This is a genomic window from Mycobacterium sp. IS-1556 (assembly GCF_001499985.1).
Lineage (GTDB): Bacteria > Actinomycetota > Actinomycetes > Mycobacteriales > Mycobacteriaceae > Mycobacterium.
Window position 1 is genome coordinate 13,749 of record NZ_LQIM01000006.1, and the last position, 24,850, is coordinate 38,598.

A 24,850-nucleotide genomic window follows, 5' to 3' on the forward strand; every position below is an offset into this window, starting at 1 on the left:
CGCTAGTACCAGACTTTTCGCCCACCGACCGGACGTCCGACGGACCCGAGGATCCAGAAGACGGCACCGATGACGAGCAGCACCACACCGATATAGGTCAGGATCGAGATCCCGAACACCAGACCGAGGATGAGCAGAATTGCTCCGAGAACAATCATCGTGACTCCATTCCTTTTGAGTTGTTCAGTGCCAGTTGGTCACTGGCTTGGTTCAGGCAGGTTGCAGTTCGTGACCTTCGGGTTGACGCCCGCGTAGTTCAACGGCCCGACGACCACGGTGAGGGCGATGCTGCCCGCTGTCGCACAATTGGTTTCGCTATTGCTGAAGTAATCCCGCTGATACGCGGCAACCACACCGATCAGCAACCAGATGAGAACTACAACGCCGAGAATTCCGCCACCTCGCATGCTGCGCCTCCTTCAACAGCGCCGGTCGGCGCGTGCGCAGCGTGTTTACCCCGCAGATAATTTCGGTAAACCTGGCTACGGCCACAATCGCGTTACAAGCTGCGGTGAGCGCCGAACGACGCAATCAGCCACTCGCGCATGGCTTTGACCAGCACCGCGCGGTTCTCGCGTTTGTCGATCTCGTGGCCGTCGTCGTCGAACATCAGCAGTTCGACCCTTCGGTTAAGCGCTTGCAGCGCTTCGAACATTTGCTGGGATTCGGTGGGCGGAACGTTCGTGTCATTGGCGCCGTGCACCAGCAGCAACGGCGCCGTCATTGCCTCGACGCGCTGCAGTGGGGACAGCTGCTCGAGCAGCTCGCGGTCACTGATCGGGTGGCCGTACTTCGGGTATGCGGCGGCCGCGATCCACGGCTCGGTGGTGCGGTACCAGGTGTTCAGATCGCTCATGCCGCAGATGCTGATTCCGGCGGCGAACCGGTCCGGGTGGAAGGTGAGCGCCGCCTGGGTCAGGTAGCCGCCGTAGGACCATCCGCAACACGCGATGCGTTCAGCGGGCGCGACGTCGTGCTCGACGAGGTACGCCACCGCATCGGCGACGTCGTCGATCGCGGCGAACCGTCGCTCCCGGTCATCGGCGTGCATGAACGACCGGCCGAATCCGCCCGAGCCTCGCACGTTCGGCAGGAACACACTGATGCCCTCCTCGAGCAGCGCCGGGAAGAACTCGTTGTACCCGGGTCTGCCCTGCCCCTCGGGTCCGCCGTGCAGGAACAGCATCGCGCCGATCGTCGGAATGCTCTCGGGCGGGCGGAACAGCCAGCCGGTGAATTGCAGGCCGTCCCGCGCCGTCACGGTCTCCAGGGTCGGATCGGCGCTGAGCGGTCCGGAGCTGGGTTCGCGGTCGACGATCTCCCACACCCCGGTGCGGGGGTCGACCAGTTCGACGGTCGGCGGGGTCGAGGGGCCCTCGACCGTCACCGCCAGCATCGACCCGCCCGCGCTGATGCTCAACTGGGTGGCCACCATGCCGGGCAGCGGGATCGGCTCGTGCAGGGTGTTGTCGCCGAGCTCGAGGATCTGTAACTCGCTGGCCCCGTGGATGTTCCACAACATCGCCACGGTGGACAGGTCATCGCTGACGGTGAACTCGTCGAGCTCGTGGTCCGGACGCTCGGCGAGGACCTGGTAGGCCACACCGTCGGCCGTGGTGGTGACCTCCAGTAGACGCGCGTACTCCGCGCCGTTCTCGCTGCGGATCAGTGCCCGCACAAAGCCTTCGGTGCTGTTGTCGTAGGCCTTCGCCGGGTAGTAGAGCTTGGTGGTCTCGCCTTCCAGTCCGGCGCGTAGCCGGCGGGGGTGATGGTCGTCAAGGATGATGCCGGTATCGGAGGTGGAGCCCGGATCGTATGGCAGCAGCGCGGTTTCGGTTCGTCCGCGCAGCATGATCAGGTCTCGGTAGCCGCGCGGCCCGACCCGCACCAGCGCGGCGCCGGCCCACGAATCGACCAGTCGACCGCTCGTGCGGCGGTCCAGCACGACGGTGTCACCGGTCGCGGGATCGATCAGACAGGAACTGCCGACACCGTCCTCGCCGGTCAGGATCGCGGCGACTTGCGTACCGTCCCAGCTGATCAGCTCGGCGGCCCCTTCCAGCATCTCCGATGGCCAGGTGTCGATACGACGCGCGTCGCGGTCATCCGGATCCGTTGTGACAACCCAAATCTGCGTGCGGGTACCACCGTCGGGCGCAACCTCGCAGGCGAGCCAGTGGCCGTCTGCGGAGTGCAGCACCCGGGTGACGGCACCCTCGATGGGCAGCTCGACGTCGCGTGACGAACTCGCGCGCCAGCCGCGCAGGAACCGCTGCACCGCGCGGGGGAAGCCGCCGTCGTCGACCAGGTGTGCGAACGCGGTCGCGTCGGGCGACATCGACGCGCCGTAGACCCGGCGAACCTGTTCTCCCACCGGACCAATTCTGCATACCTGGCGAGCCGGGCGCCGAGGGGCGGTCAGTTGAGCGGTCGCACAGGTACCCTCGCACCCATGAGGTGGGTATGACCGACACACCACGGCCCGGCCGCGATGAGCAACCGCAGGGCTACCCGTACCTGGAATACAACGATCCGGCATACGCCAGCCAGGCCTACGGCCCCACCTATCAGGCACCTCCCGGACCTGCACCGACGGAGCAGCTGCCGTCGTCCGCGTATGGGTACGACCCCTACGGAACCGGCCAGTACGGCGCGCCGTACCCGCCCGGCGACCCGTCCCAGCCACCGCCGGAGGGACCGAAGTCGCCACGCTGGCTGTGGCTGCTGGCGGGCATCGCGGTGCTGACCGTGATCGGCCTGGTGATCGCGCTGGTGATCGTGAACTCTTCGCAGCAGCAGACGGTCGTCGCGCCGCCCCCTATGCAAGAGCCCAACTACACCACGCCGACCCCGACGACAACGCCGCGCACGCCCACCAACCCGGGCCTGCCGCTGCCGACTGTGCCCACCGTGCCGTCCTCGCCCGGCCGGACCACCCCCGGTGCGACGCAGACCGTCGTCTACGTCGTCAGCGGCACCGGACGTGCGATCAACATCACCTACGTCGACAGCGGCGGCCTGCTGCAGACCGAGTTCAACGTGATGCTGCCCTGGAGCAAGGAAGTGGAGTTGTCCGAATCGGCCGCCGCGTCGGCGAGCGTCAGCATCATCAACGTCGGCCGCGAGGTGAACTGTTCGATCACCATCGACGGCGCCGTGGTGCAGCAGCGCTCCGGCGCGGGCCTGACCATCTGCACCGCCAGCGGTTAGCCCGTCGGCCGGGGCGGGACGCGCACCGCGAGCATGGCCAACAACCCGGCGGCGAGCACGACGACCAGCCCGCCCATACCCGCACGGTCGGTGTCGAAGACCGCGATGAACACCGAGAACAGCATGGGCGCCAGGTACGAAACGGCGCGGCCGGTGGTGGTGTAGAGGCCGAACGCGACGCCCTCCTTGCCCTCGGCCGACAGGCGCATCATCAGGGTGCGCGCAGACGACAGCGTCGGGCCGATGAACAGGCAGAGCGCCAGCCCGCAGATCCAGAACGCGAGCGCCCCGTCGAGCGTCATCAGCGTGAGACCGACGGCGATCATCGCGGTCAACGCGGCGACGATCACCGGCTTGGCGCCGAAGCGGTCGTCGAGCAGACCGCCGAGGACGGCGCCGACCGCGGCGATGGTGCTCGCGCTCACGCCGAACAACAGCACGTCGGCCTCCGAGACGCCGTAGACGCGCACGCCGAGCACCGCGCCGAACGCGAAGATCCCGGTGAGGCCGTCGCGGAAGACCGCGCTGGCGATCAGGTAATAGACGACGTTGTGGTCACGACGCCATTCGCTGCGGATGTCCGTCCACAGCTTGCGGTATCCACCGATGAAGCCGACGGTTTCGCGGCTGTCCATCGGCCCCGGCATCGCGCTGGGCACGGCGAGCAGCACCGGCACGGCGAACAGCCCGAACCAGACGGCCGTGAAAACCATGGCGGCCCTGACGTTTTGGCCGTCGTCGACCGGCAGGCTCAACATTCCACCGTCGCCCGAGATGAACCCGAGGTACACCACCAACAGCAGCGTGACACTGCCGAAATAGCCCAGGCCCAAACCGAATCCGGAGATCTGCCCGGATGTCTGCGGTGTCGACAGCTGGCGCAGCATCGCGTTGTAGGGCACGGTGGCGAGTTCGTTGCACGCCGAAGCGCAGCCCAGGAGCAGCAGGCCGAGCGCCAGGTAGCGGTAGTCGTCGCGGACAAAGCTCGTCGACGCGATCAGCACCACAGCGGTCGCGCTGAGCACGGCCAGCACGCGCCGCCGCCGCCACGGTGCGTCGACCCACACCCCCGTCACCGGGGCCAGCAGCGCGACCACGAGCCCGGCCAGGCCCAGCGCCCACCCCAGCCAGCTGGTTGCGCTGATGTCGCCAGGCAGGTCGTCGCCGACGGAGTTGGTCAGGTAGATCGAGAACACGAAGGTCACCGCCACCGCGTTCATCCCGGTCGCCCCGAAGTCCCACAACGCCCACGAGATGACCTGCCGCCGACTGGCGGTCCGCGCGGGCAGCAGGTCTGAATCGGGTGGGTCGGTCATGGTCCGCCCACGATATAGTCCGTCGCGTGTCAGTACCCGCTCCCAGCGCCGATGCCCGCGCAGTGGTCACCGGCGCATCGCAGAACATCGGCGAGGCGTTGGCCGCCGAACTCGCCGCCCGTGGACACCACCTGATCATCACCGCGCGCCGCGAAGATGTCCTGCGAGCGCTGGCGGACCGGCTCACCGAGCAGTACGGCGTGACGGTGGAGGTGCGACCCGTCGACCTGGCCGACCCGACCGAACGCACCAAGCTGTGCGACGAGTTGGCGACCCGCAACATCTCGATCTTGTGCGCGAACGCGGGCACCGCGACGTTCGGCCCCGTGGCATCGCTGGATCCGGCGGACGAGAAGGCGCAGGTCCAGCTGAACGTGCTGGGCGTGCACGACCTGGTGCTCGCCGTGCTGCCCGGGATGGTCGAGCGCAAGGCCGGCGGCATCCTGATTTCCGGTTCGGCGGCCGGGAATTCGCCGATTCCCAACAATGCGACCTATGCCGCGACGAAGGCGTTCGTCAACACATTCAGCGAGTCGCTGCGCGGTGAGCTCAAGCGCGCCGGCGTGCACGTGACGCTGCTCGCCCCAGGCCCCGTGCGCGAGACGCTGCCCTCCGCGGAGGAGCAGTCGCTGGTGGAGAAGCTGATTCCCGACTTCTTGTGGATTTCGACGCAGTACACCGCCAAACAGTCACTGGACGCGTTGGAGCGCAACAAGATGCGCGTCGTCCCCGGCGTGACGTCGAAGGCGATGTCGGTGGCGGCGGGGTACACGCCGCGGTCGATAGTGACGCCGATCGTCGGAGCCGTCTACAAGAAACTCGGCGGCGGCTGAGGCGGATAACCCACGCTCTGGTGCGACGAGACTGCTCACAGATCGCGAATTTCCGCCGGATCGCGATCTGTGAGCAGTCTCGATGGGCGGCGTCAGCGGCGACGGCGGCTCCGTCGGCGGCCGGTGCCGAAGATGCTGCGGGTGATCTCACGACCGATCACCGTGCCCGCCGAGCGCATCGCGCTCTTGAACGCGGGGCTGCTCATCATCTTCTCCAGCATCCCGGGTTCGGCGGTGTCGCGCGAGCGCACCTCACCCGAGGCGGTCGCCCCGCCGACATCCGGTGGCAACGGCGGAGGTAACGCGTCGTCGGCGGGCGGCGCCGGCGGTGCCAGCTTGGCGTTGAGCCGTTCGTAGGCGGACTCGCGGTCGATGGTCTGGCCGTATTCGGCTTGCAGCGGACTGGCTTTCGCCGCCGAGGTGATCGCCTCCGGTCCGATGGTGTCCATCAGCGATCGCGGGGCACGCATCCGCGTCCACGCCACCGGCGTCGGAGCGCCCTTCTCCGAGAGCACCGTGACGATGGCCTCGCCGATACCGAGCGACGTCAACGCCGACTTGAGTTCGTACACATCGGTTTTCGGGTATGTGCGCACCGTCTTCGACAGCGCCTTCTCGTCGTCCGGCGTGAACGCCCGCAGCGCGTGCTGAATTCGTGCGCCCAACTGGGACAGCACGTCGTTGGGCACGTCGGTGGGCAACTGCGTGCAGAAGAACACGCCCACACCCTTCGACCGGATAAGCTTCACCGTCTGCTCGACCTGCTCGAGGAACGCCTTGGACGCGTCCGAGAAAAGCAGATGAGCCTCGTCGAAGAAGAAAACCAGCTTGGGTTTGTCGAGGTCGCCGACCTCGGGCAGCGTCGAGAACAAGTCGGCGAGCACCCACATCAGGAACGTCGAGAACATCACCGGCCGTGCGCCCTGGCTGCCGAGCTCGAGCAGCGAGATGATGCCGCGCCCCTGATCGTCGACCCGCAGCAGATCGTCGGGTTCCAGCTCGGGCTCACCGAAGAACGTGTCGCCGCCCTCGGCTTCGAGGTTCACCAGTGCCCGCAGGATCACGCCCGCCGTCGTTTTGGACACCGCGCCGAGCGCCTTCAGCTCCGGCTTGCCCTCGTCGCTGGTGAGGTATTGGATGACGGCGCGCAGGTCCTTGAGGTCGAGCAGCGAGAGGCCCTTCTGATCGGCCCAGTGGAAGATCAGGCCCAGCGTCGACTCCTGGGTCGCGTTCAGTTCGAGCACCTTCGACAGCAGGATCGGCCCGAAGCTGGAGATCGTCGCGCGCACCGGGACACCGATGCCCGACGTGCCCAGCGACAGAAACTCGACCGGATAGGTCGTCGGCGTCCAGGCGTCTCCGGTGTCTTTGGCCCGCGCCTGGATGTTCTCGTCGGCCTCACCGGGCCGAGACAGCCCCGACAGGTCGCCCTTCACGTCGGCCATCACGCAGGGCACGCCCGCGGCCGAGAGCTGTTCGGCGAGCACCTGCAGCGACTTGGTCTTGCCGGTGCCTGTGGCACCGGCGATCAGCCCGTGACGGTTGACGGTGGCCAGCGGAATGCGGACCTGCGCGGCCGGGTCGCAGGTGCCGTCGACGACGACGCCGCCGAGCTCGAGCGCCGCACCTTCGACGGCATAACCTGCGGCGATCTGCTGTGCGGGACTGGCGGTCGGCTCAGTGGTCATGGCTGGCACCTTAACTCGCGGGGCACGCCGTTCGGGCGGGTGCAACGGGCCACGCAGCGCTGTAAGGCTTACTGTGAGCGTCGTGCGCGACGAACTGGTATGGATCGACTGCGAGATGACCGGCCTCGACTTGAAGTCCGACTTGCTCATCGAGATCGCGGTGTTGGTGACAGACGCAGACCTCAACATCCTCGGCGAGGGTCTCGACGTAGTCATCCACGTCGACGACGAGGCGTTGTCGTCGATGATCCCGGTGGTCACCGAGATGCACACGCGATCGGGGCTCATCGAGGAGGTGCGAGCGTCGACCGTCACGCTGCCCGAGGCCGAGGAACTGGTGCTCGACTACATCCGCACGCACGTCAAACAGGCCAAGACGGCGCCGCTGGCCGGCAACTCGATCGCGACCGACCGCGGCTTCATCGCCCGCGACATGCCCAAGCTCGATGACTACCTGCACTATCGGATGATCGATGTGAGCTCCATCAAGGAGTTGTGCAGACGCTGGTATCCCCGGATCTACTTCGGCCAACCCGAGAAGGGCCTCGCGCACCGGGCACTGGCCGACATCCACGAATCGATCCGCGAATTGCAGTATTACCGCCGCACCGCGTTCGTGCCGGCCCCGGGACCTTCGACCAGCGATATCGCCGCCATCGCCGGAGAATTGGGCTCCTCGAACGGGGGCCCGAAGGATATCGATTCGGTCGCTGAGCGTCCGAGCGGCTAGTATCGACGTCGCCGTCCTGCCCGCTCGGGCACGCGGCGATGGTGGCTGTAGTTCAGTTGGTAGAGCACCAGGTTGTGATCCTGGCTGTCGCGGGTTCGAGTCCCGTCAGCCACCCCGCAGATACGAACGCGGCCCTCGGCAGAGATGCCGGGGCCGCGTTCGGCGTTTTCCGGGTCAGACGCCGGCGTTGCCCGCTTTCCACTGCTCCCACGGGATGTTCCAGTCGCCCAGACCGTCGGTGCCGGGCAGCGTCGATCCCACGGTGTTGACGATCTCGACGATGTCCCCGCGCTTGGAGTTGTCATGGAACCATCGCCCATTGCTGGTGCTGACGTTGATGCAGCCGTGGCTGACGTTGCTGTAGCCCTGGCTGCCCACCGACCACGGCGCGGCGTGTACGTAAATGCCGCTGTAGGAGATCTGGGTGGCCCAGTCCACCTCGGTGCGATATCCGTTGGGCGAGTTGACCGGAACGCCGTAGGTGGACGAATCCATCACCATGTGCGAGAGGCGGTCGCCGACGATGTAGGTGCCGTTGTTGGTCGGCGTGCTGTTCTTGCCCATCGACACCGGCATGGTCTTGATCACTTCGCCGTTGCGTTTGACCGTCAGCGTCTTGGTGCTGTCATCGACGGTGGTGATCACTTCGTCGCCGATGGTGAAGCGCGTGCTGACGTTGTCCTGGCCGAACAGGCCGTCGCCGAGGTCGACTCCGTAGGTGTTGACCGCGACCTCGACCTTGGTGCCGGGCTTCCAGTACTTCGCCGGCCGCCAGCGCACCTCGCGGTTGCTGAGCCAGTAGAACGCACCCTCGACCGGCGGGTCGGTCTTGATCTTGATGGCTTTCTGAGCGGCCAACCGGTTGGGGATGTTCTCGTCGAACCGGATTGCGACCGGCTGCCCGACGCCGACCACCTCACCCTCGTTGGGAATGACGTAGGGCATCGTCAGGTTTTCCGGCGAATGGGTCTCGAAGGTCATCTCCCTCTTGGTGGCCCCGCCGAGCCCGAGCGATTCCGCCGTCAGCGTGTAGCTCTTGTTGAAGCCGAGCGGTTCGGTGGTGGACCAGGACAGCCCGTCGGGACTGAACTTGCCGGCAACGGTCTTCCCGGACTCGTTCACCATGGTGACCGCGCCGAGCACGCCGTCCCCCGCGCTCACGGTCACCGGCGTATCCACGCTCACGCCGACGGCGCCGTCCGTCACCGACGCGGTGAGCTTCGGAATCAGCAGGTCACCGAACGGGGTGCCCTTGTGCTCGATCACCTGCGGCGGTGGCGGCGCCGAGTTGCCACCGCATGCGGACAGCCCGAGCGCCACGGCGGGAACCAGCGCAAGAGCCACCAACCATGCGCGTCGACGCGGACGGGCCACTGAACGGACTCGCCACATTGCTCACTCCACCTCGCAACCAGGGCTGACAAATCGATGATTCTTGGCAACAGTCTAAGGGCAATCTCGGACACGAGGCGCCATGCCGGCGTCGTCGACCATCCGAGTTAGCGGGAATTTCACCCTGCGTGGTGGGGCCTGTTATTGTCGCACCCGCGCGCCGTTAGCTCAGTTGGTAGAGCAGCTGACTCTTAATCAGCGGGTCCGGGGTTCGAAACCCTGACGGCGCACTCAGTTTCAACTTCGACGCGACCGTGGCCACTTCGTCACGGTCGCGTTCGGTTCTCGGGCCACATCGCCGTCCAGCGGCCAGCGGCTGATTGCCAGTAACTGTCGCGTAAATTATTTGCCTTGTTGGCGCGCGCGCCGGCAGCAAGTGTGCTGAGATGGGCAGGTGCCCGTTGGCAGAGATGTTGGCTGGGCAGTTCGGGCAGTTGCGGGTTGGCTCCGCTTCACGATATTTCGGGGTTCAAACTGCGGTAAGGTGGCGATCTCTGTTACAGTCTAGTTAGCTGAACAGCCAAACGCCTCCCGACGGGCGGTGACCGGAAGGAAACGGGTACTTAGCTGATGGTCCAGCTAGGCGGTTCATTCGGAGCCTGTGCAGGGGATGCGGATGCGCCCGACGAATTAACTGCGCAGGTCCCGATCGCCGTGTATTCGTGCAACCGGCTCGGCCGGGTCGCCAATCCCCCCGGTTTCTCCGTCGTCGACTGGTTCCGCTCGGCGCGACGTCGCTGATTCGCTTGCGCTCAGCGCTGCCGGATCCGACGCACCACAAGCACGAGCGTGAGCGCTCCCACGCCGGCGAGCGAGATCGCCACCGCCGGTTTCGTGACGAACCGCACGATCGCGGATTTGACGTCGTCGGCCAATCGGCTGGGGTTGGCGCGCTCGGCGAGTGTGTCCACTGTGGTCGCGAGCTGCTCCCGAGCCTGATCGATATCCCGCTTGATGGTCTCGGGATCGCGGTCCGCCACGTGCGCCTCCAAGCCGTCCAAGTCGCAGCTTCGGGGATGAAGCCTGCCGATCTACCCTAGAGCAGCCCGCGCTCGCCGCAGCGCACCGGTCGACAGAAGGGATGCCCCCGCGTGCCACAGACTCCGCGACTCGAGGTAGGCGACAAAGCCCCTGCGTTCAGCCTGCCCGACGCCGACGGCAACACCGTGAAGCTCGCCGACTACAAGGGCCGCAAGGTCGTCGTGTACTTCTACCCGGCGGCGTCGACCCCTGGCTGCACGAAGCAGGCGTGTGATTTCCGGGACAACCTTCGTGAGCTCAACGACGCCGGGCTCGACGTCATCGGCATCTCCCCCGACAAGCCGGAGAAGCTGGCCAAGTTCCGCGACAAGGAGAAGCTGACCTTCCCGTTGCTCTCGGACCCCGATCGCGAAGTGCTCACCGCCTGGGGCGCGTTCGGCGAGAAGATGATGTACGGCAAGACCGTTCAGGGTGTCATCCGGTCGACGTTCGTCGTCGACGAGGAGGGCAGGATCGCCGAGGCGCAGTACAACGTGCGCGCCACCGGGCACGTCGCGAAGCTACGTCGCGATTTGTCCGTCTGAGCCGCACTTCCCCAGTTCGGCCAACAAGAGGGCCTCGGAGACCGCGGCGCGCTCGAGCACTCCGAGGTGCAAGCTCTCGTTGACGCTATGCGCCTGCGTCGCAGGGTCTTCCACTCCGGTCACCAAAATTTTCGCCGACGGGAACGCGGCGGCGAACTCGGCGATGAACGGAATTGAACCGCCGATTCCCGTGTCGACCGGTTCGGCGCCCCACGCCTCCCGGAAGGCGGCCCGGGCCGCGTCGTAGACCGGTCCGCTGGCGTCGATCGCGTACGGCTGCCCGAGGTCACCCGCTGTGACGGTCACCTGCGCACCCCACGGCGCGTGCTGCTCGAGGTGCCGCGTCAACGCCGCCAGGTGCTCTGCGGCATCGCCGCCGGGCGCGACGCGCATGCTGACTTTGGCGCGCGCCCGCGGAATCAAGGTGTTCGACGACTTGTCGACGGGCGTGGCGTCGATGCCGATGACCGTGATCGCCGGTTTGGCCCACAACCGTTGCGGCACCGAGCCGCAACCGATTTCGGATACGCCGTCCAGCAGCGCGGCTTCCTTGCGCACACGTTCCGACGGATAGTCGAGGTCAGCAGCGGTGGCCTCGTGCAGACCCGCGACCGCGACATTGCCGTCGTCGTCGTGCAGGCTGGCCAACATCCGCACCAGCACACTCAACGCGTCGGGCACGACACCGCCCCACAGCCCCGAGTGCAGGCCGTGATCCAGCGTGGCGACCTCGACGATGCAGTGGGCCAGTCCCCGCAGCGACACCGTCAGCGACGGCACCTCCGTGCTCCAGTTGTCCGAGTCGGCGAGCACGATCACGTCGCAGGCCAGGGTCTTGCGATGCGCCGCCAGCAGGCGTGGCAGCGACGGTGAGCCCGACTCCTCCTCGCCCTCGACGAACACCGTGACACCGACCGGCGGATCGCCGCCGTGCGCCCGAAAGGCAGCCAAATGTGTTGCGATGCCGGCCTTGTCGTCAGCAGTACCGCGGCCGTACAGGCGTCCGTCGCGCTCGGTGGGCTCGAACGGCGGCGAATGCCACTGCGCCGGATCGCCCTCGGGTTGTACGTCGTGATGGGCGTACAGCAGCACCGTCGGCGCACCCGGCGGCGCGGGATGGCGGGCGATGACGGCGGGCGCGCCGCCCTCGCTGACGATCTGTACGTCGCCGAAGCCGGCGTCGGTCAACAGCTTTGCCACCGCGGTGACGCTGCGCTGCACCTCGCCGCGCCGCGCCGGGTCGGCCCACACCGACTCGATGCGCACCAGGTCTTCCAGGTCGCGCCGCACCGACGGCAGCACGTCGCGCACCAGCTGTTTCAGATCGCTCATGACATCGACGCTAGCGGGTCAGTCATCCCCCGCGAGCGACCGCATGATGCCAGCAAAGCGCGGCGTGTCGTGTGCAGACACGGTCGCTCGCGGAATAGACCTAGCGCTCTTCGAGGATGGCGACCGCGGCGGCGGTGCCGGCCTCATGCGTCAGCGACAGGTGGATCGTGACGTCGCGCAGGTGCTCGGCGATCGCCCCGGACAGTCGCACCTTCGGGCGGCCCCACATGTCGGTGATCACCTCGATGTCGCGGTGGATCGCCTCGGGCAGCACGGGCCGCTTGGCGAACCGCGAGCCCGACCAGGCCTTGATCACGGCCTCCTTCGCCGCCCACCGGGCCGCCAGGTGTCGCGCCGCCGACGAGCTCTTGTCGGCGGCGTCCCGCCGCTCGCCGGGCGTGAACGTCTCGGCGAAAACGGTCCCCGGCTGGTCGACCTGCTCGGCGAACTCGGGTATGGAGACCAGGTCGATCCCCACCCCGACTATCGCCATGGGCGAAACGCTATCTCACGCGTGTGCGGGCACATACACGTCGTCGTCGCCGAGCCGCGACGCCGGATCGAGCAGCATCTCGGCTTCCTGCCGCTTCTCCGGGGCGTCGTGGCCGAACCGGCGGTCGGCCGGTTTCTCGTACAGCGGCTTGCCGCCCGCGATCGCCGACGCGAGCCGATGCTGACCCGCCAGCACGCGGGCGTCCGCGCGCTGCTTGTACTGCGCGCGTTCCTCGGGGCTGAGCGCGGCGAGGAACGCCTGCGGATGCACCAGCGCGATCAGACCGGACACGTGGCCGAAGCCCAGGCTGGTGATCAGCCCCGCCTTCAGCGGGAACTTGTCCCCGAAGTCCAGCGTGTCCCGCAGCCAGACCAGGTGCGCAGCACCGGCGAGTTCGTCGTCGACACAATCGAGGCTGCGGTTCGGCGGGATGACGCCGTCGCGCAGGATCTGGCACAGCCCCATCATCTGGAATGCAGCCGCGCCGCCCTTCGAATGACCGGTCAGGCTCTTCTGCGACACCACGAACAACGGTGCCCCCTCCGACCGGCCCAGCGAGTCGGCGAGCCGCTCGTGCAGCTCCGTCTCGTTGGGATCGTTGGCCAGCGTCGAGGTGTCGTGCTTGGAGACCACCGCGATGTCGTCGGGTCCGACGCCGAGTTCTGCCAGCGAGCGCGCCAACTGCGAGCCGCGACCGCCACGGCCCGCCGCCAGCGCGCCGAGGCCCGGGGCCGGGATCGAGGTGTGCACACCGTCGCCGAATGACGACACGTAGCCGACCACCGCGAGCACCGGCAACCCCATCTTGAGCGCGAGATCACCGCGGGCCAGCAGGATGGTGCCACCGCCCTGGCCCTCGACGAACCCGAGCCGACGACGGTCGTTGGCGCGGGAGAACTTCGAGTCGCTGATGCCCTTGGCCCGCATCATCTCGGTGTCCGCGGTCGCGGCCATGTCACCGAACCCGATGATGGCCTCGAGCGTCAGGTCGTCGTACCCGCCGGCGACCACGAACTCCGCCTTGCCGAGCTTGATCTTGTCGACGCCCTCCTCGACCGACACCGCCGCGGTGGCGCAGGCCCCGACGGGGTGGATCATCGCGCCGTAACTGCCCACATAGGACTGCACGACGTGCCCCGCGTACACGTTCGGCAGGACCTCCTGCAGGATGTCGTTCGGCTTGTTCCGGCCCAGCAGGTTGCCGTGGTACATGGTCTGCATCGACGTCATGCCGCCCATGCCGGTGCCCTGCGTGCTGGCCACCAGGCTGGGGTGCACCCAGCGCATCAGTTCCGCTGGCGTGAAGCCGGCGGACAGGAACGCGTCGACGGTGGTGACCAGGTTCCAGATCGCCAGCCGGTCAATGGAGTTCATCATCTCCTGGCTGACGCCGTAGACCATCGGATCGAAGCCGGTGGGGATCTGCGCACCGACGGTGCGCGACAGCTTCGTCTTGCGCGGCACCCGGATCTCGGTGCCCGCCTTGCGGGTGACCTGCCAGTCACCGCTGTCCGAAACGGGTGCGATGACGGTGTGCTCCGGATCGGCGCGGAGGAACGCCCTGGCCTCCTCCTCGTTGGACACCACGAAGGTGAAGTCCTTGTCGAGGAACACCGAAACCAGCAGTGGCGCAGTGTGGTCGGCGTCGATCGCACCGTCGCCGACGAACTCGCGGATACCAACCCGCTCGATCACGGCGTCGTGGTAACGCTCCACCAGCTCGCCCTCGTCGACCAGCTCGCCGGTTTCGGTGTCGTACCAGCCCGGCGTCGGATCGTCCTCCCACTTGACCAGGCCGGTCGTCCATGCCAGCTCGAGCACGCCGGCCGCCGACAGCTCATTGTCGACCTCCATCTCGAAGCGGGTGCGCGAGGAGCCGTACGGCCCCAGCTCGGCGCCGCCGACGATGACCACCATGTCGGCCGGGTCGATGTCGAGGTCCGCCCATTCCGGCGGCGGCGCGGACTTGTAGCCCCGCGGCGGCGACGGCAACGCACGCACGGTGCCCTCGTGATCGGTTTCCTCGGTTCGGCTTTCGGTCACCATCTCATCGCGAGCCTTGGCGGCCAGTTCGGCCATGTCGATGTCGACGTCGGCCAACCCACCGGTGAAGTCGGCCTGCAGCGGCTCGCGCGCCGCGGCCACCTTGGACTCGATGTCGCACAACCCGAGCAGCATGTGGGCCATCTCGTCGGTCGTGTACGTGCGCACACCGGCCTCTTCGACCGCGCCGACGATCGCGTCGTTGTGACCCATCAGGCCCGTGCCCTTGGTCCACCCGATCAGCGCGTGGGCCAACGAAACCCGCTGCGCCCACGATGTTTCGGCCTTCCATCGGGTCACCAGCGCGTCGAGCGCGGACTTGGCCTCGCCGTAGGCGCCGTCACCGCCGAACATTCCGCGGTTCGGTGAGCCGGGCAGCACGACGTGCAGTCGCGCGGCGATGTCACGTTCGGCCCCGATGTGTGACAGTCCGCCGATCAGCCGCTGCACGGCCCACAGCAGCACCTTCATCTCCATCTCGGCGCGCGACCCGGCCTCGGACAGGTCGCCGGCCACCCGCGGCGCGGCGAACGGGAACAGCAGCGTCGGCGTCTGGGCGTCCTTGAGGTGGATCGACTGCGGCCCAAGGCTTTCGGTCTGCTCGCTGCCGACCCACTGAACCAGCGCATCGATGTCGGTGTAGGACGCCATGTTGGCCGGCACCACCCACAACTTGGCATCCCAGCGGGCGTGGTCGCGGTAGAGGGTGCGGTAGAACGCCAACCGGTCGTCGTCGAGCTTGGACGTCGTCGCGATGACCGTCGCCCCGCCGTCGAGCAATTGCGCCACCACGGACGCGGCGATCGACCCCTTCGAGGCACCGGTGACGACGGCGACCTCGTCGCTGTAGCGACCTGCGCCGGGGTTCTCCGCACCCGCCGCGGCGCGCCCGTACAGCGAGGCGTGGATATTGCGACCCGCCGCCAGCGCCTTACCCTGCCACCAGGTGGCCTGCGTGCCGACGACGTGACCGGCGCCCTCGAAACGCTGCGAGAGCCGCTGCCAGTCCGCGTCGATCTCGTCCTCGTCGAGCAGCCACAGCTTGGCCAGATCCTCGCGAGCACTGGCCCAGCGGTCGTCGAAGAGCACTGCCTTGCGACCGTCGAACACCGGCGCCACCAAACGCGGCCAGTCCGAACCCAGTTCGGCGGTGACCAGGTCGATCAGCTCGGCGTCGGTGGCCTCCGGTACAGGGACCGCGGTCTCGAGACCCAGCTGACCCAGGATCGTGCGGGCCACCGAGGCCAGCACGCCGTCGCGGCCGGTGACCTGCTCGGCGAACTCGGACAGCGCGGCGGAGTCCACCACGCCCCCGCTGCCGCCCGCGGCGGACGGCAGCGACACCGCAACACCGCGCCTTGCCGCCACCGCGGAGACCGCCGCGTCGATCACCTTGTCGACGGTGGCCGCGTCGGCCAGCGCGCCGTCGTGCAGGCCGCCCAGGTCGCCACCGCGGACGCTGGACCCCTCGCGGGTGCCGAGCGCCACCTCGACGGTGACGTGCTTGATCCATCCCGGGCCCAGTTCCCACGTCTTGGTGACGCGCTCGGCGATGTAGGCGGGCCGCTTGCCCGACGGACCGAACACCGTGCGCAGTTGGTCGTTGATCGCGTCGGACAGCACCGGGCCGAAGGGCTTGTAGGTCCTGGCCAGCTTGGTGACCTGGCCCTTGAGCCCGGCCAGATCCGCTTCCGCCGCACCGTCGATGGCACCGAGGTCGAGCTCCGAGCCCAGGTCGACCAGCAGTTGGTTACGTCGCGACGACGCGCCGTCGGTGATCGATTCGATGGAGTCCAGCGGCTCGATCTGGTCGATGCGCATCTTCGCCGACAGCGCGATCAACGCCATGGTGGCGTCGGCGGCGTCGAACGTAATGTCGTCCGGCCGCGGAGCGCCGGCGGGCGCTGCGGGCGCTGGAGCCGGGGCGGCCGGTGCGGCGGCCTCGACGGGTGCGGTGGCCTCAGGCGCGGGAGCGGGGGCCGGCTCGTCACCGAGTTCGGGCTCGGGGTCGGTGTCGGTGGCGAACAGCACCGCCGCGTCGCGCTCGGAGTTCAGCACTTCGGTTGTGCTGTGCGAGTATTCGGGCAGCTTCAGGGTGTTGGCCGCCAGGCCCGCCACCGTCGGCGCGGATTTCACGCCGATCTCGACGAAGCGCTCGATGCCCAGGCCGCCCGCGGCTTCCTCGATGAACAGCAGATCCTGGGTTTCGATCCAGCGCACCGGGCTGGCGAATTGCCATGCCAGCAGCTCGATCACGACCTTGCGGCAGAGCTCGGCCGGCTTCTCGTTCCGCCAGGTGTCGTAGTCGGCGAGGATCTCGTCGAGCGGCTCGGCCGGCACCAGGTCGCGGATCTCCTGGATGAAGTCGCGGTCGAGGGTGAACGGCCGCGGAACCAGGTTCGGGATGTAGCGGCCGACGATCAGCGCCGGGTCCTGGTCACGCGGCATCACGCGCTCCAGCGAGCGGCGGAAGTCGGCCACACCGACCCGCAGCACCGACGAGTGGAACGGCACGTCGATGCCCGGCACCAGGATGAACGACCGCTTGCCGCCGGTGATCTCGCGGCGCCGCTCGACTTCTTCCTCCAGTGCCTCCAGCCCGCGCACGGTGCCGGCGATCGCATACTGCGATCCGCGCAGGTTGAAGTTGACGATCTCTAGAAATTCCCCAGTATTCGCGGCGATGTCAGCGACAAACTGTTTGACGTCGGCGTCGTCGAGGTCGATCTGCGACGGCCGGATCGCGGCGAGCCGGTAGTTCGACCGGCCGAGGTGGTCGCGCGGCACGATGTCGTGCATCTTGCTGCCGCGGTGGAACACCACCTCCAGCAACGCTTCCAGCTCGTAGACACCGCTGACGCACGCCAGCGCGGTGTACTCGCCGACGGAGTGACCGCAGGCGATGGCTCCTTCGACGAACGCGCCCTGCTCGCGCATCTCGGCCACCTGGGCGGCGGCCACCGTCGCCATCGCGACCTGGGTGAACTGGGTCAAGAACAGCACGCCGTCGGGGTGGTGGTAGTGCACGCCACTGGCGATCAGGCTGGTCGGGTTGTCGCGCACCACGTGCAGCACCGAGAAGCCCAGCGTGTCGCGGGTGAACTTGTCGGCGGTGTCCCACACCTTGCGGGCGGCCTTGGAGCGTGCGCGCACCTCCATCCCCATGCCCTTGTGCTGGATGCCCTGGCCCGGGAACGCGTAGACGGTCTTGGGCGCGGCGAGCTGCGCCGTCGCGGACATGACGAGGTCGCCCGCGACTTTGGCGGTGATCTCGACGATCTCTGCGCCACGGTCGATTCCGACGCGGTCGACGCGGAAGTCGACCTCGTCACCGGGCAGCACCATGCCGAGGAAGCGCGAGGTCCAGCCGACGACGCGCGCCGGCGGGGCTGGCTTGCCGTCGGTGGCGGCGACGACGTGCTGTGCGGCCGCCGACAGCCACATGCCGTGCACGATGGGCGATTTGAGGCCCGCCAGCAATGCGGCGGCGCGGTCGGTGTGGATCGGGTTGTGATCACCGGAGACGACCGCGAAGGCGCTCATGTCCGTCGGCGCGGTGACGGTCACGTCGCGGCGCCGGCGCCGCGGGGTGTCGGTCGCGTTGTCGGTGATTGCCCCGCCGGCACGCGGCGGATTGGCGAGTTCGGCTGCGCCGGTGCGACCGCGGATCGCGAAGCGCTCCTCGAGAGTGGCCAGCAGGTCGCCCTCGGCGTCGCGGATCTGCACCTCCACGGGCACGACGCGTCCGTATTCGGTGTCGGTGGCGGTCGAAACCGTTGCGGTGATTGCCAATTCGGCCCGGGTTTTCGGCATCTGGCCCAGCAGATGCGCGGCGTGGTCGAGATGCACCAGACTCAGCAGGCCTTCGACGACGGGGAAGCCGTCTTCGGTGAGCGCCGCCCCGATCGCCGCGAAAACCGCGGGCCAGCAGTGGCCGACGAGCGCGTCGGGGACGAGCGTGAGGCCCGGCGCCAGCGGGGCGCCGAACGTCGCGGTGACGCCGGTGTGGTCGGCGACCCGTTCGGGATCCCAGTCGACGGTCACCGTCGCGACGTTGTCGCGCACCGGGGGTAAATCGTCGGGCCCGCCCGAGCTTTCGATGCCGGCCGCGATCGCCAGCACGGCACGCATCGCGGTTGACGCGTCCTCGACCGTGACGACGGGCATGCCGCCGTTGACCGTGCACTCCGGCAGCGTGAACGGGATGTCGACCCAGATGTCGGACAGCGGCACGCTCAACGTCACCCGGTCACCGCTGAGCTCGAGCCGAGCCCCGGTGGAAGGGTGCGTCGCATTGCGGTTTTCGTTGGCCTGCCACTCATTTGGAGCGCCGATTCGGTGCACCGGGTTGATCGCGACGCGGCCCGCCCACAACACGTCGGGCGAGTCGAGCACCACCGCGAGCGGCCCGGTGACGTCGGCGCGCGCCTGGCGGCGCGAAACCACCGGCACCGGGTTACCGTCGGCGGCGAGCGTCTCGTCGATCGCGGCCTGCTCGAAGCGGTCGAGCAGCTCGCCGACCGGCTCGTCGACGCGGGTGATGCCCGCGACCGCCTGCGTGCCGGGGATGATGCACACCTCGTCGGCGGTGTAGCGGGCGTCGTGGGCCTGCCACAGCGAGTCGCTGCGCCACCACCGCCGCACGTCCTTGTCGATGACCGGCACGAAATTGACCGGCTTGCCGGGGGTCTTGCACAGCGTGACGAACCACGGCACGTCGGCCGGGTGCAACCGCAGCGTCTCCGATTCCGGATAGTGCCCCACCAGCGTGGCGATCGCCCGGTCCGGATCATCAAGCAGCGCAGCGTCACCGAAGAGCGTGGCGATCGGGCCGGAATCCTGTGGGTGCAGCCGGGCCTCGGCGCGGTGCAGCATGTCGGCGAAGCGGTCGCGCCAGGTGTCGGCCAGCCACGGGCTGTTCGGCAGCTTCGTGTCGGCGGTGCTGTCGTCGTCGCCGATCGCCAATTCGACGTAGCGTTCCAGCCACTGGCGGTAGGTCATCTCGACGACATCGCCGAAGTACGGCTTGCAGGTGGTGGCCATCGCGGTGATGATCTCGTCGCGGCGGGCCGCCACCGCTTCGGCGTCACCGGCGACCTCGTCGAGCAGCCGGCCGCAGCGTGATGCGGCGTTGTCGATCTCGTGGATGTCGGCGCCGAGTTGGCTGCGGCTGGAAGCCATGCCGCCCTGGGCTTTTCCGGCGCTGATCCAGTGTTCGGTGCCAGTGGTCTCGACCAGCATCTGCTTGACGGCGGGCGAAGTGGTGGCCTCCAGCGTCGCCATCGCCGCGGTGCCCACCAGGATGCCGTCGACCGGCATCGCGGGGAACCCGTACTCGGTGGCCCACTGGCCGGACAGGTACTCGGCCGCCCGCTCGGGGGTGCCGATTCCGCCGCCGACGCAGACGGTGATGTTGGGCAGTTTGCGTAGCTCCCCGTAGGTGCTCAGCAGCAGGTCGTCGAGGTCCTCCCACGAGTGGTGCCCGCCGGCGCGGCCACCCTCGATGTGCACGATGACGTCCTTGCCCGGCACCTCCGCGGCGATCTTGATGACGGACTTGATCTGGTCGACCGTGCCCGGTTTGAACACCACGTGGGTGATGCCGACGGTGTTGAGCTCGTCGATCAGCTCGACGGCTTCCTCGAGTTCGGGGATGCCCGCGGACACGACGACGCCGTCGATCGGTGCACCGGACTGACGCGCCCGCTGCACCAGGCGCTTTCCGCCCAGCTGCAGCTTCCACAGATACGGATCGAGGAACAGCGAGTTGAACTGCACGGCACGGCCCGGCTCGAGCAGCGTCGTCAACTCGGCGATGCGGTCGGTGAAGATCTCCTCGGTGACCTGTCCACCACCGGCGAGTTCGGCCCAGTGGCCGGCGTTGGCGGCGGCCGCGACGATCTTGGCGTCGACGGTGGTCGGGGTCATCCCCGCGAGCAGGATCGGCGAGCGCCCGGTGAGCCGGGTGAACTTCGTCGACAGCTTCACCGAGCCGTCGGGCAACTGCACGGTGGTCGGGGCGTAGCTCGACCACGCCGGCGGCACCTCGGGCTCAGCACCGACGGTGAACAGATTGCGCTGTCCGACCCGCGTTGCGGCGGGCACGATGCCCACCCCCAGCCCGCGGATGATGGGGGCCGTCAGCCGCGTCACGGTGTCGCTCGGGCCGAGGTCGACGATCCACTTCGCACCGGCCTCGTGCAGCCGCTCCACCTCGGCGACCCAGTCGATCGGGCGCACGAAGATGTGCTCGGTCATCTCGTGCGCGAGTTCGGCGTCGATCCCGCACTTTTCGGCCCACCGGTCGACCAGCTCGACCCCGTCTGCGAGCCGAGGGGTGTGGAACCCGACCTCGACCTGCACCCCGTGGAACACCGGACTGAAAACCGCGCCGCCGCGGACCTTGTTCTTGCGCTCGGCCTCTTCCTTCTCGGTGATCTTGGCGCAGTACAGCTCGAACCGTCCCAGTTGCTCGGGGGTTCCGGTGATGACGACCGACCGCCTGCCGTTGCGGATCGACAGCACCGGCGGCAGCACCGTGCGCACGTCGGTGGAGAACTCCTCGAGCAGTTCTGCGATGCGGTCCGGATCGACGTTGGTCACCGAGACCATCGGCGACTTGTCCCCGCGACCCACCATGCCGCGCCGCCGCGAGACCAGTGATCCGGCCGCGCCGATCAGTTGCAGCAGCGCCAGCAGTTCGGCGTCCTTGGCGCCCCGTGTGCGCAGCGATTCGCAGGCGATGACGCCCTGCGAATGCCCCGCCATGGCGACCGGCGGGGCGCCGTACAGGTCGAGTCCCTGGCGGACGGCGGCGCGGATCGCGGCCATCTGTGCGAGCAGGATGCCCGGTCCGGAGATCGCCGCGGTGATGAGCTGCTTGGTCGGGGGCAGCGGTTCGTCGGCGGCCAGCGCGCGTACCCATTGCAGCGGCTCGAAGCCGATCGGTCGCACCACCACCAGTTCACGGGCGACCGGCTCGAGCAGCAGCGCGGCCTCCCCGGCCACCTCGCTGAGCTCGGACTCGATGCCGGCCGAGCTGACCAGTTCCTCGAGGTTCTCCAGCCAGGAGCCGCCCTGTCCTCCGAAGGCCACGGCGTAGGGTTCACCGGCGTTCAGCCGATCGACGAGCGCGTGGGTACCGGCGTGCGCGGCTCCCGTGGTGCGGTCAGTGGACACCCGGTGCTGCTCGTTGATCGTCACGTCTCGTTATCTCCCTCTGTCCCGCGTCATGCTCGTCGTCGGCTGTGTCTGAGAAGCTCCCGCGCTGCCGGCTCCCTGCCGCGGCGCCACGCGATTCGGCATTGAATCCCGACTGGTCCGGGCGGGCGGTCCCGCGGTGCCTCGCGGACCGCCTTCCGTGCACTCCAGCCGTACTAAGAGTGTCATAAGAGGAGAGGCTTTTTAGCCTCCAAAATGGTTACTGATCAGTTCTACGCTCGGGTAACCCGTCGCGGGATAACGCGCAGTTCTGCACCGGCGGAAGCCATTCGGGACAAACGTCCTGCATGCAGGTGGTTACGGTCGAGTAGGCAGAACTGCGCTGATCAAAGCAGTATTGTTATCGAATCGTTATGTAAAAATTTTCGCCCGGCCTCACCAGCGCCGTCACCGCGGCGAAAGGAGACAATCGGACGCGATTTGTCTTCTCGGGGCCGTCGGCCACTGGAATTTGTTTGCTGGCTCGACTTACTGATCGGTAAGGTTTAGCCCCGCTGCCCGAAGCGCGGCTTCAGGACGTGATCGATGTCCACGCCGACCCCGGAGACGGACCGTTTATCGATCTCCACCTGATGCAGATGCGCGGTGGCGTGGGCGGCCCTCCCAGGCGATCCCCAGTGTGCCGCCAGAAGTACGCTCCGACCACATCCAGCTGCCCCAATAGTCGCTCCAACCCCACTGGTCACAACCGCATCATGGTTACCAAAAGCCGTCGGGTTGCCGAGCTAAGGGGACACGCGGGACTGCCAATGAACCACTGCCCGGTGCGCACGTTCCTAGGATTGGCTATGCCCTCGGATGCGGTCGGCGCACCGGCGGCGGCGAATGCTACTGCTGGCGTGGACGACCCGCAGGTCCAGCTGATCGGCGTCCGGAAGGTCTCCGGCGACCTATCGAACGAGGAGTAGCAGATGCCGCTCATGGCGTGCGCCGCGCGGACCGGTTCGGTCGTCATCAGCTGCGCCGCCCTCGTGCTGGCGCTGACAACCGCGTGTTCGAACGAGCGGAGTTCGGCGACCGGCCAGACGCCACCCAAGCTCGAACCGCTCGCCACGGTCGGCAAGGGCGAAGGACGCCTCAACTTGATCGCGTGGGCGGGCTACGCCGAAGACGGCTCGAACGACCGCGGCGCCGACTGGGTGACACCGTTCGAACAACAGACCGGTTGTCAGACCGAGGTGACGCTCGGAAACACCTCCGACGAGATGGTCCAGTTGATGCGCAGCGGAAACTACGACGGCGTCTCGGCATCCGGCGACGCAACGCTGCGCCTCATCTACGCCGGCGATGTGGCACCGGTGAACACCTCGCTGGTGCCGAATTACGAAGACATTTCGTCGTTCCTCAAGAACAAATCGTGGAACTCGGTCGACGGACAGATGTACGGCATTCCGCATGGCTGGGGCGCCAATCTGCTGATGTACAACATCGAGGTCGTCCGCGACGCGCCGAATTCATGGGCCGCGGTGTTCGACGACGCAAGCAGGTACAAGGGCAAGGTCACAGCATACGACTCGCCCATCTACATCGCTGATGCCGCGCTGTACCTGTCCAAGACGAAACCCGAACTGGGCATTGAGGATCCGTACTCGTTGAGCGACGAACAACTCGACGCCGCGGTCGAACTGCTCGAGAAGCAACGCGAGAACATCGGCCAGTACTGGTCGGACTACACCAAGGAGGTGCAGGGCTTCGAGTCCGGCGCCTCGGTCATCGGCACCACCTGGCAGGTGATCGCCAACACGATCGGCGCGCGCAACAAGGTTCAGGTCAACACGGTGCTGCCCAAGGAGGGCTCCACCGGTTGGTCGGACACCTGGATGATTTCGTCGAAGGCGGCTCATCCCAACTGCATGTACAAGTGGATGAACTGGATCTCCTCACCGGAGGTCAACGCCGAAGCCGCCGAGTTCTTCGGCGAGGCGCCCGCCAACGTGAAGGCCTGTGAGCACACCACCGAGCGGGATTTCTGCGACATCTACCACGCCGCCGACGCGGGCTTTGCCGCCAAGATCCACTACTGGACCACCCCTCAGAAGGACTGCGTCGACGGCTCCGGCGACGACTGCACGACGTACGACGAGTGGATCGCCAAGTGGCAGCAGATCAAGGGGTGAGGCTCAGGACTCGCGGCGGCCGCTGAGCAGGACGCCCGCGGCGTACCCGGAGTCGGCGGCCGCCGTGTGCTCATGCAACGCCTTGTCGAGTCGATGCGACACCACACTCGTCCACAGGTCGCGGTAGTCGCGCACCAGCTGGCCGAGTTCTTCGGCGTCCTCCGGCCGGGGCGTCCGGCCCTCACCGAACCGCGCGGCCACACATTCGTCGAGCCCCTGTAAGAACCCCTCCGCCAGCCCGTCGATCGCCCGACCGGTGGCCTCGGAGATGTGCAGCAGCGCACGGACGTAGTCGCGTTGTTCCGTCGCACGCGCCACCACCTGCGCCACCGCGGGATCGGTCAACGTCATGACACCGTCGCTCAGTTGCGCCAGGCCGGCGTTGACCAGCCGGAGCGCCTCATCGCTGTCGGGGTCGATGTCGAGCGCTCGCGGCGCCGTGTCGGCCACCATGGGCGCGCCCTCACCGGCTTCGGTTCTCGGGCCCAGGACGGCCCGTTGTATTCCGAGAATGTCGGCGAGGTCGGCGCCTCGTCGGAGGCTGGCGAAGAACTCGGCGATGTGGGCGGAGCTGAAACCGCGGCGATGCAACTGGTTGATGGTGCGCAGCTGCGACAGGTGATAGTCGTCGTAGAACGCCGAGCGGCCGACTCGCCGTGGCGGGTCGAGCAGTCCACGCTCTCGGTACGCGCGGATGTTGCGGGCGCTGACACCGGATATCTGCGCCAATTCGTCGAGGCGGTACTCAGCCAACGCCGCGACCGCCGCCGCTGCCGGGGGCGCGGTCCGGCAGTGCACCGCGACGCTCCATGGGATCACTGTAACCGCGCTTGGGCGTTTGCGAGCGAAGGTCGGCGTGGACTCATCGCGGTTTGCCAGCAAGCCCACCTAACCATCCCTATCAGCGCTG

At 67.6% G+C, this 24,850-nt stretch carries 16 protein-coding genes, 2 tRNA genes and 1 pseudogene; 7 read left to right on the top strand and 12 right to left on the bottom strand.

The features are described 5' to 3' along the window. Nucleotides 1-2 precede the first annotated feature (2 nt). The 3 genes from AU187_RS25630 to AU187_RS06195 all read right to left on the bottom strand — a co-directional run bounded on the left by AU187_RS25630 (nt 3) and on the right by AU187_RS06195 (nt 2,338). On the bottom strand, nt 3-158 hold the full coding sequence (locus AU187_RS25630) for a hypothetical protein (protein ID WP_165606493.1): 156 nt from the start codon (nt 156-158) through the stop codon (nt 3-5). A gap of 39 nt (nt 159-197) precedes the next feature. Further along, nucleotides 198-407, bottom strand: a complete 210-nt coding sequence (locus AU187_RS06190; protein ID WP_059101890.1) for a hypothetical protein — start codon at nt 405-407, stop codon at nt 198-200. A 92-nt stretch (nt 408-499) separates the two neighbouring features. After that, nucleotides 500-2,338 carry an alpha/beta hydrolase family protein gene (locus AU187_RS06195; RefSeq protein ID WP_082684046.1) on the bottom strand — a complete coding sequence of 613 codons (1,839 nt, stop codon included), beginning with the start codon at nt 2,336-2,338 and terminating at the stop codon, nt 500-502. A 125-nt stretch (nt 2,339-2,463) separates the two neighbouring features. Here AU187_RS06195 and AU187_RS06200 point away from each other — a divergent pair, with 125 nt between their 5' ends. Next, nucleotides 2,464-3,210: an MmpS family transport accessory protein gene (locus AU187_RS06200; RefSeq protein WP_059102088.1), complete on the top strand. Its 747-nt coding sequence runs from the start codon at nt 2,464-2,466 to the stop codon at nt 3,208-3,210. On the opposite strand, the gene AU187_RS06205 is transcribed toward AU187_RS06200, so the two are convergent. Then, entirely contained in the window at nt 3,207-4,526 is a 1,320-nt protein-coding gene (locus AU187_RS06205) for an MFS transporter (RefSeq protein WP_059101891.1), read from the bottom strand. The genes AU187_RS06200 and AU187_RS06205 overlap by 4 nt on opposite strands. A gap of 26 nt (nt 4,527-4,552) precedes the next feature. Between AU187_RS06205 and cmrA the strand changes: the two genes are divergently transcribed. Further along, a complete protein-coding gene (gene cmrA / locus AU187_RS06210) occupies nt 4,553-5,359 on the top strand; it encodes a mycolate reductase (protein ID WP_059101892.1) in 807 nt (268 codons plus the stop codon). Nucleotides 5,360-5,451: 92 nt separating this feature from the next. On the opposite strand, the gene AU187_RS06215 is transcribed toward cmrA, so the two are convergent. Further along, the gene (locus AU187_RS06215; RefSeq protein ID WP_059101893.1) at nt 5,452-7,047 is read right to left on the bottom strand and encodes a helicase HerA-like domain-containing protein; all 1,596 of its coding nucleotides are present in this window, start codon (nt 7,045-7,047) and stop codon (nt 5,452-5,454) included. Between the two features lie 82 nt (nt 7,048-7,129). On the opposite strand from AU187_RS06215, the gene orn reads away from it, so the two are divergent. Beyond that, a complete protein-coding gene (gene orn, locus AU187_RS06220; protein ID WP_059102089.1) occupies nt 7,130-7,777 on the top strand; it encodes an oligoribonuclease in 648 nt (215 codons plus the stop codon). A gap of 41 nt (nt 7,778-7,818) precedes the next feature. After that, nucleotides 7,819-7,891, top strand: a tRNA-His gene (locus AU187_RS06225). A 60-nt stretch (nt 7,892-7,951) separates the two neighbouring features. Here the strand turns inward: AU187_RS06225 and AU187_RS06230 are convergent. Then, complete coding sequence (locus AU187_RS06230) at nt 7,952-9,169, bottom strand: L,D-transpeptidase (protein WP_059101894.1); 1,218 nt, start codon at nt 9,167-9,169, stop codon at nt 7,952-7,954. A gap of 157 nt (nt 9,170-9,326) precedes the next feature. Here AU187_RS06230 and AU187_RS06235 point away from each other — a divergent pair. Further along, a tRNA-Lys gene (locus tag AU187_RS06235) sits at nt 9,327-9,399 on the top strand. A gap of 522 nt (nt 9,400-9,921) precedes the next feature. Here AU187_RS06235 and AU187_RS06240 read toward each other — a convergent pair. Further along, nucleotides 9,922-10,149, bottom strand: coding sequence for a DUF3618 domain-containing protein (locus AU187_RS06240; protein ID WP_059102090.1), 228 nt, complete (start codon nt 10,147-10,149; stop codon nt 9,922-9,924). A gap of 111 nt (nt 10,150-10,260) precedes the next feature. Between AU187_RS06240 and bcp the strand changes: the two genes are divergently transcribed. Continuing rightward, nucleotides 10,261-10,734: a thioredoxin-dependent thiol peroxidase gene (bcp, locus tag AU187_RS06245; RefSeq protein ID WP_059101895.1), complete on the top strand. Its 474-nt coding sequence runs from the start codon at nt 10,261-10,263 to the stop codon at nt 10,732-10,734. Here the strand turns inward: bcp and AU187_RS06250 are convergent. The 4 genes and pseudogenes from AU187_RS06250 to AU187_RS26205 form a co-directional block, all read right to left on the bottom strand. Continuing rightward, nucleotides 10,711-12,066: a dipeptidase gene (locus AU187_RS06250; RefSeq protein WP_059166396.1), complete on the bottom strand. Its 1,356-nt coding sequence runs from the start codon at nt 12,064-12,066 to the stop codon at nt 10,711-10,713. The genes bcp and AU187_RS06250 overlap by 24 nt on opposite strands. A gap of 100 nt (nt 12,067-12,166) precedes the next feature. Then, nucleotides 12,167-12,559 carry a holo-ACP synthase AcpS gene (gene acpS, locus AU187_RS06255; protein ID WP_059101897.1) on the bottom strand — a complete coding sequence of 131 codons (393 nt, stop codon included), beginning with the start codon at nt 12,557-12,559 and terminating at the stop codon, nt 12,167-12,169. 15 nt (nt 12,560-12,574) lie between these two features. Beyond that, a complete protein-coding gene (locus tag AU187_RS06260) occupies nt 12,575-21,805 on the bottom strand; it encodes a type I polyketide synthase (RefSeq protein WP_059101898.1) in 9,231 nt (3,076 codons plus the stop codon). 503 nt (nt 21,806-22,308) lie between these two features. Next, nucleotides 22,309-22,472, bottom strand: a pseudogene (locus AU187_RS26205) (hypothetical protein); the annotation flags it as partial. A gap of 271 nt (nt 22,473-22,743) precedes the next feature. Here AU187_RS26205 and AU187_RS06265 point away from each other — a divergent pair. Further along, nucleotides 22,744-23,940, top strand: a complete 1,197-nt coding sequence (locus AU187_RS06265; protein ID WP_059102091.1) for an ABC transporter substrate-binding protein — start codon at nt 22,744-22,746, stop codon at nt 23,938-23,940. 3 nt (nt 23,941-23,943) lie between these two features. On the opposite strand, the gene AU187_RS06270 is transcribed toward AU187_RS06265, so the two are convergent. Continuing rightward, complete coding sequence (locus AU187_RS06270; protein ID WP_353612191.1) at nt 23,944-24,738, bottom strand: MerR family transcriptional regulator; 795 nt, start codon at nt 24,736-24,738, stop codon at nt 23,944-23,946. Nucleotides 24,739-24,850: the final 112 nt, after the last annotated feature.

Bases quoted from the DNA above. Each gene is read 5' to 3' on its own strand.
- AU187_RS25630 (WP_165606493.1), bottom strand. From the start codon at position 158: ATGATTGTTCTCGGAGCAATTCTGCTCATCCTCGGTCTGGTGTTCGGG.
- AU187_RS06190 (WP_059101890.1), bottom strand. From the start codon at position 407: ATGCGAGGTGGCGGAATTCTCGGCGTTGTAGTTCTCATCTGGTTGCTG.
- AU187_RS06195 (WP_082684046.1), bottom strand. From the start codon at position 2,338: ATGTCGCCCGACGCGACCGCGTTCGCACACCTGGTCGACGACGGCGGC.
- AU187_RS06200 (WP_059102088.1), top strand. From the start codon at position 2,464: ATGACCGACACACCACGGCCCGGCCGCGATGAGCAACCGCAGGGCTAC.
- AU187_RS06205 (WP_059101891.1), bottom strand. From the start codon at position 4,526: ATGACCGACCCACCCGATTCAGACCTGCTGCCCGCGCGGACCGCCAGT.
- AU187_RS06215 (WP_059101893.1), bottom strand. From the start codon at position 7,047: ATGACCACTGAGCCGACCGCCAGTCCCGCACAGCAGATCGCCGCAGGT.
- AU187_RS06230 (WP_059101894.1), bottom strand. From the start codon at position 9,169: ATGTGGCGAGTCCGTTCAGTGGCCCGTCCGCGTCGACGCGCATGGTTG.
- AU187_RS06250 (WP_059166396.1), bottom strand. From the start codon at position 12,066: ATGAGCGATCTGAAACAGCTGGTGCGCGACGTGCTGCCGTCGGTGCGG.
- acpS (WP_059101897.1), bottom strand. From the start codon at position 12,559: ATGGCGATAGTCGGGGTGGGGATCGACCTGGTCTCCATACCCGAGTTC.
- AU187_RS06265 (WP_059102091.1), top strand. From the start codon at position 22,744: ATGGCGTGCGCCGCGCGGACCGGTTCGGTCGTCATCAGCTGCGCCGCC.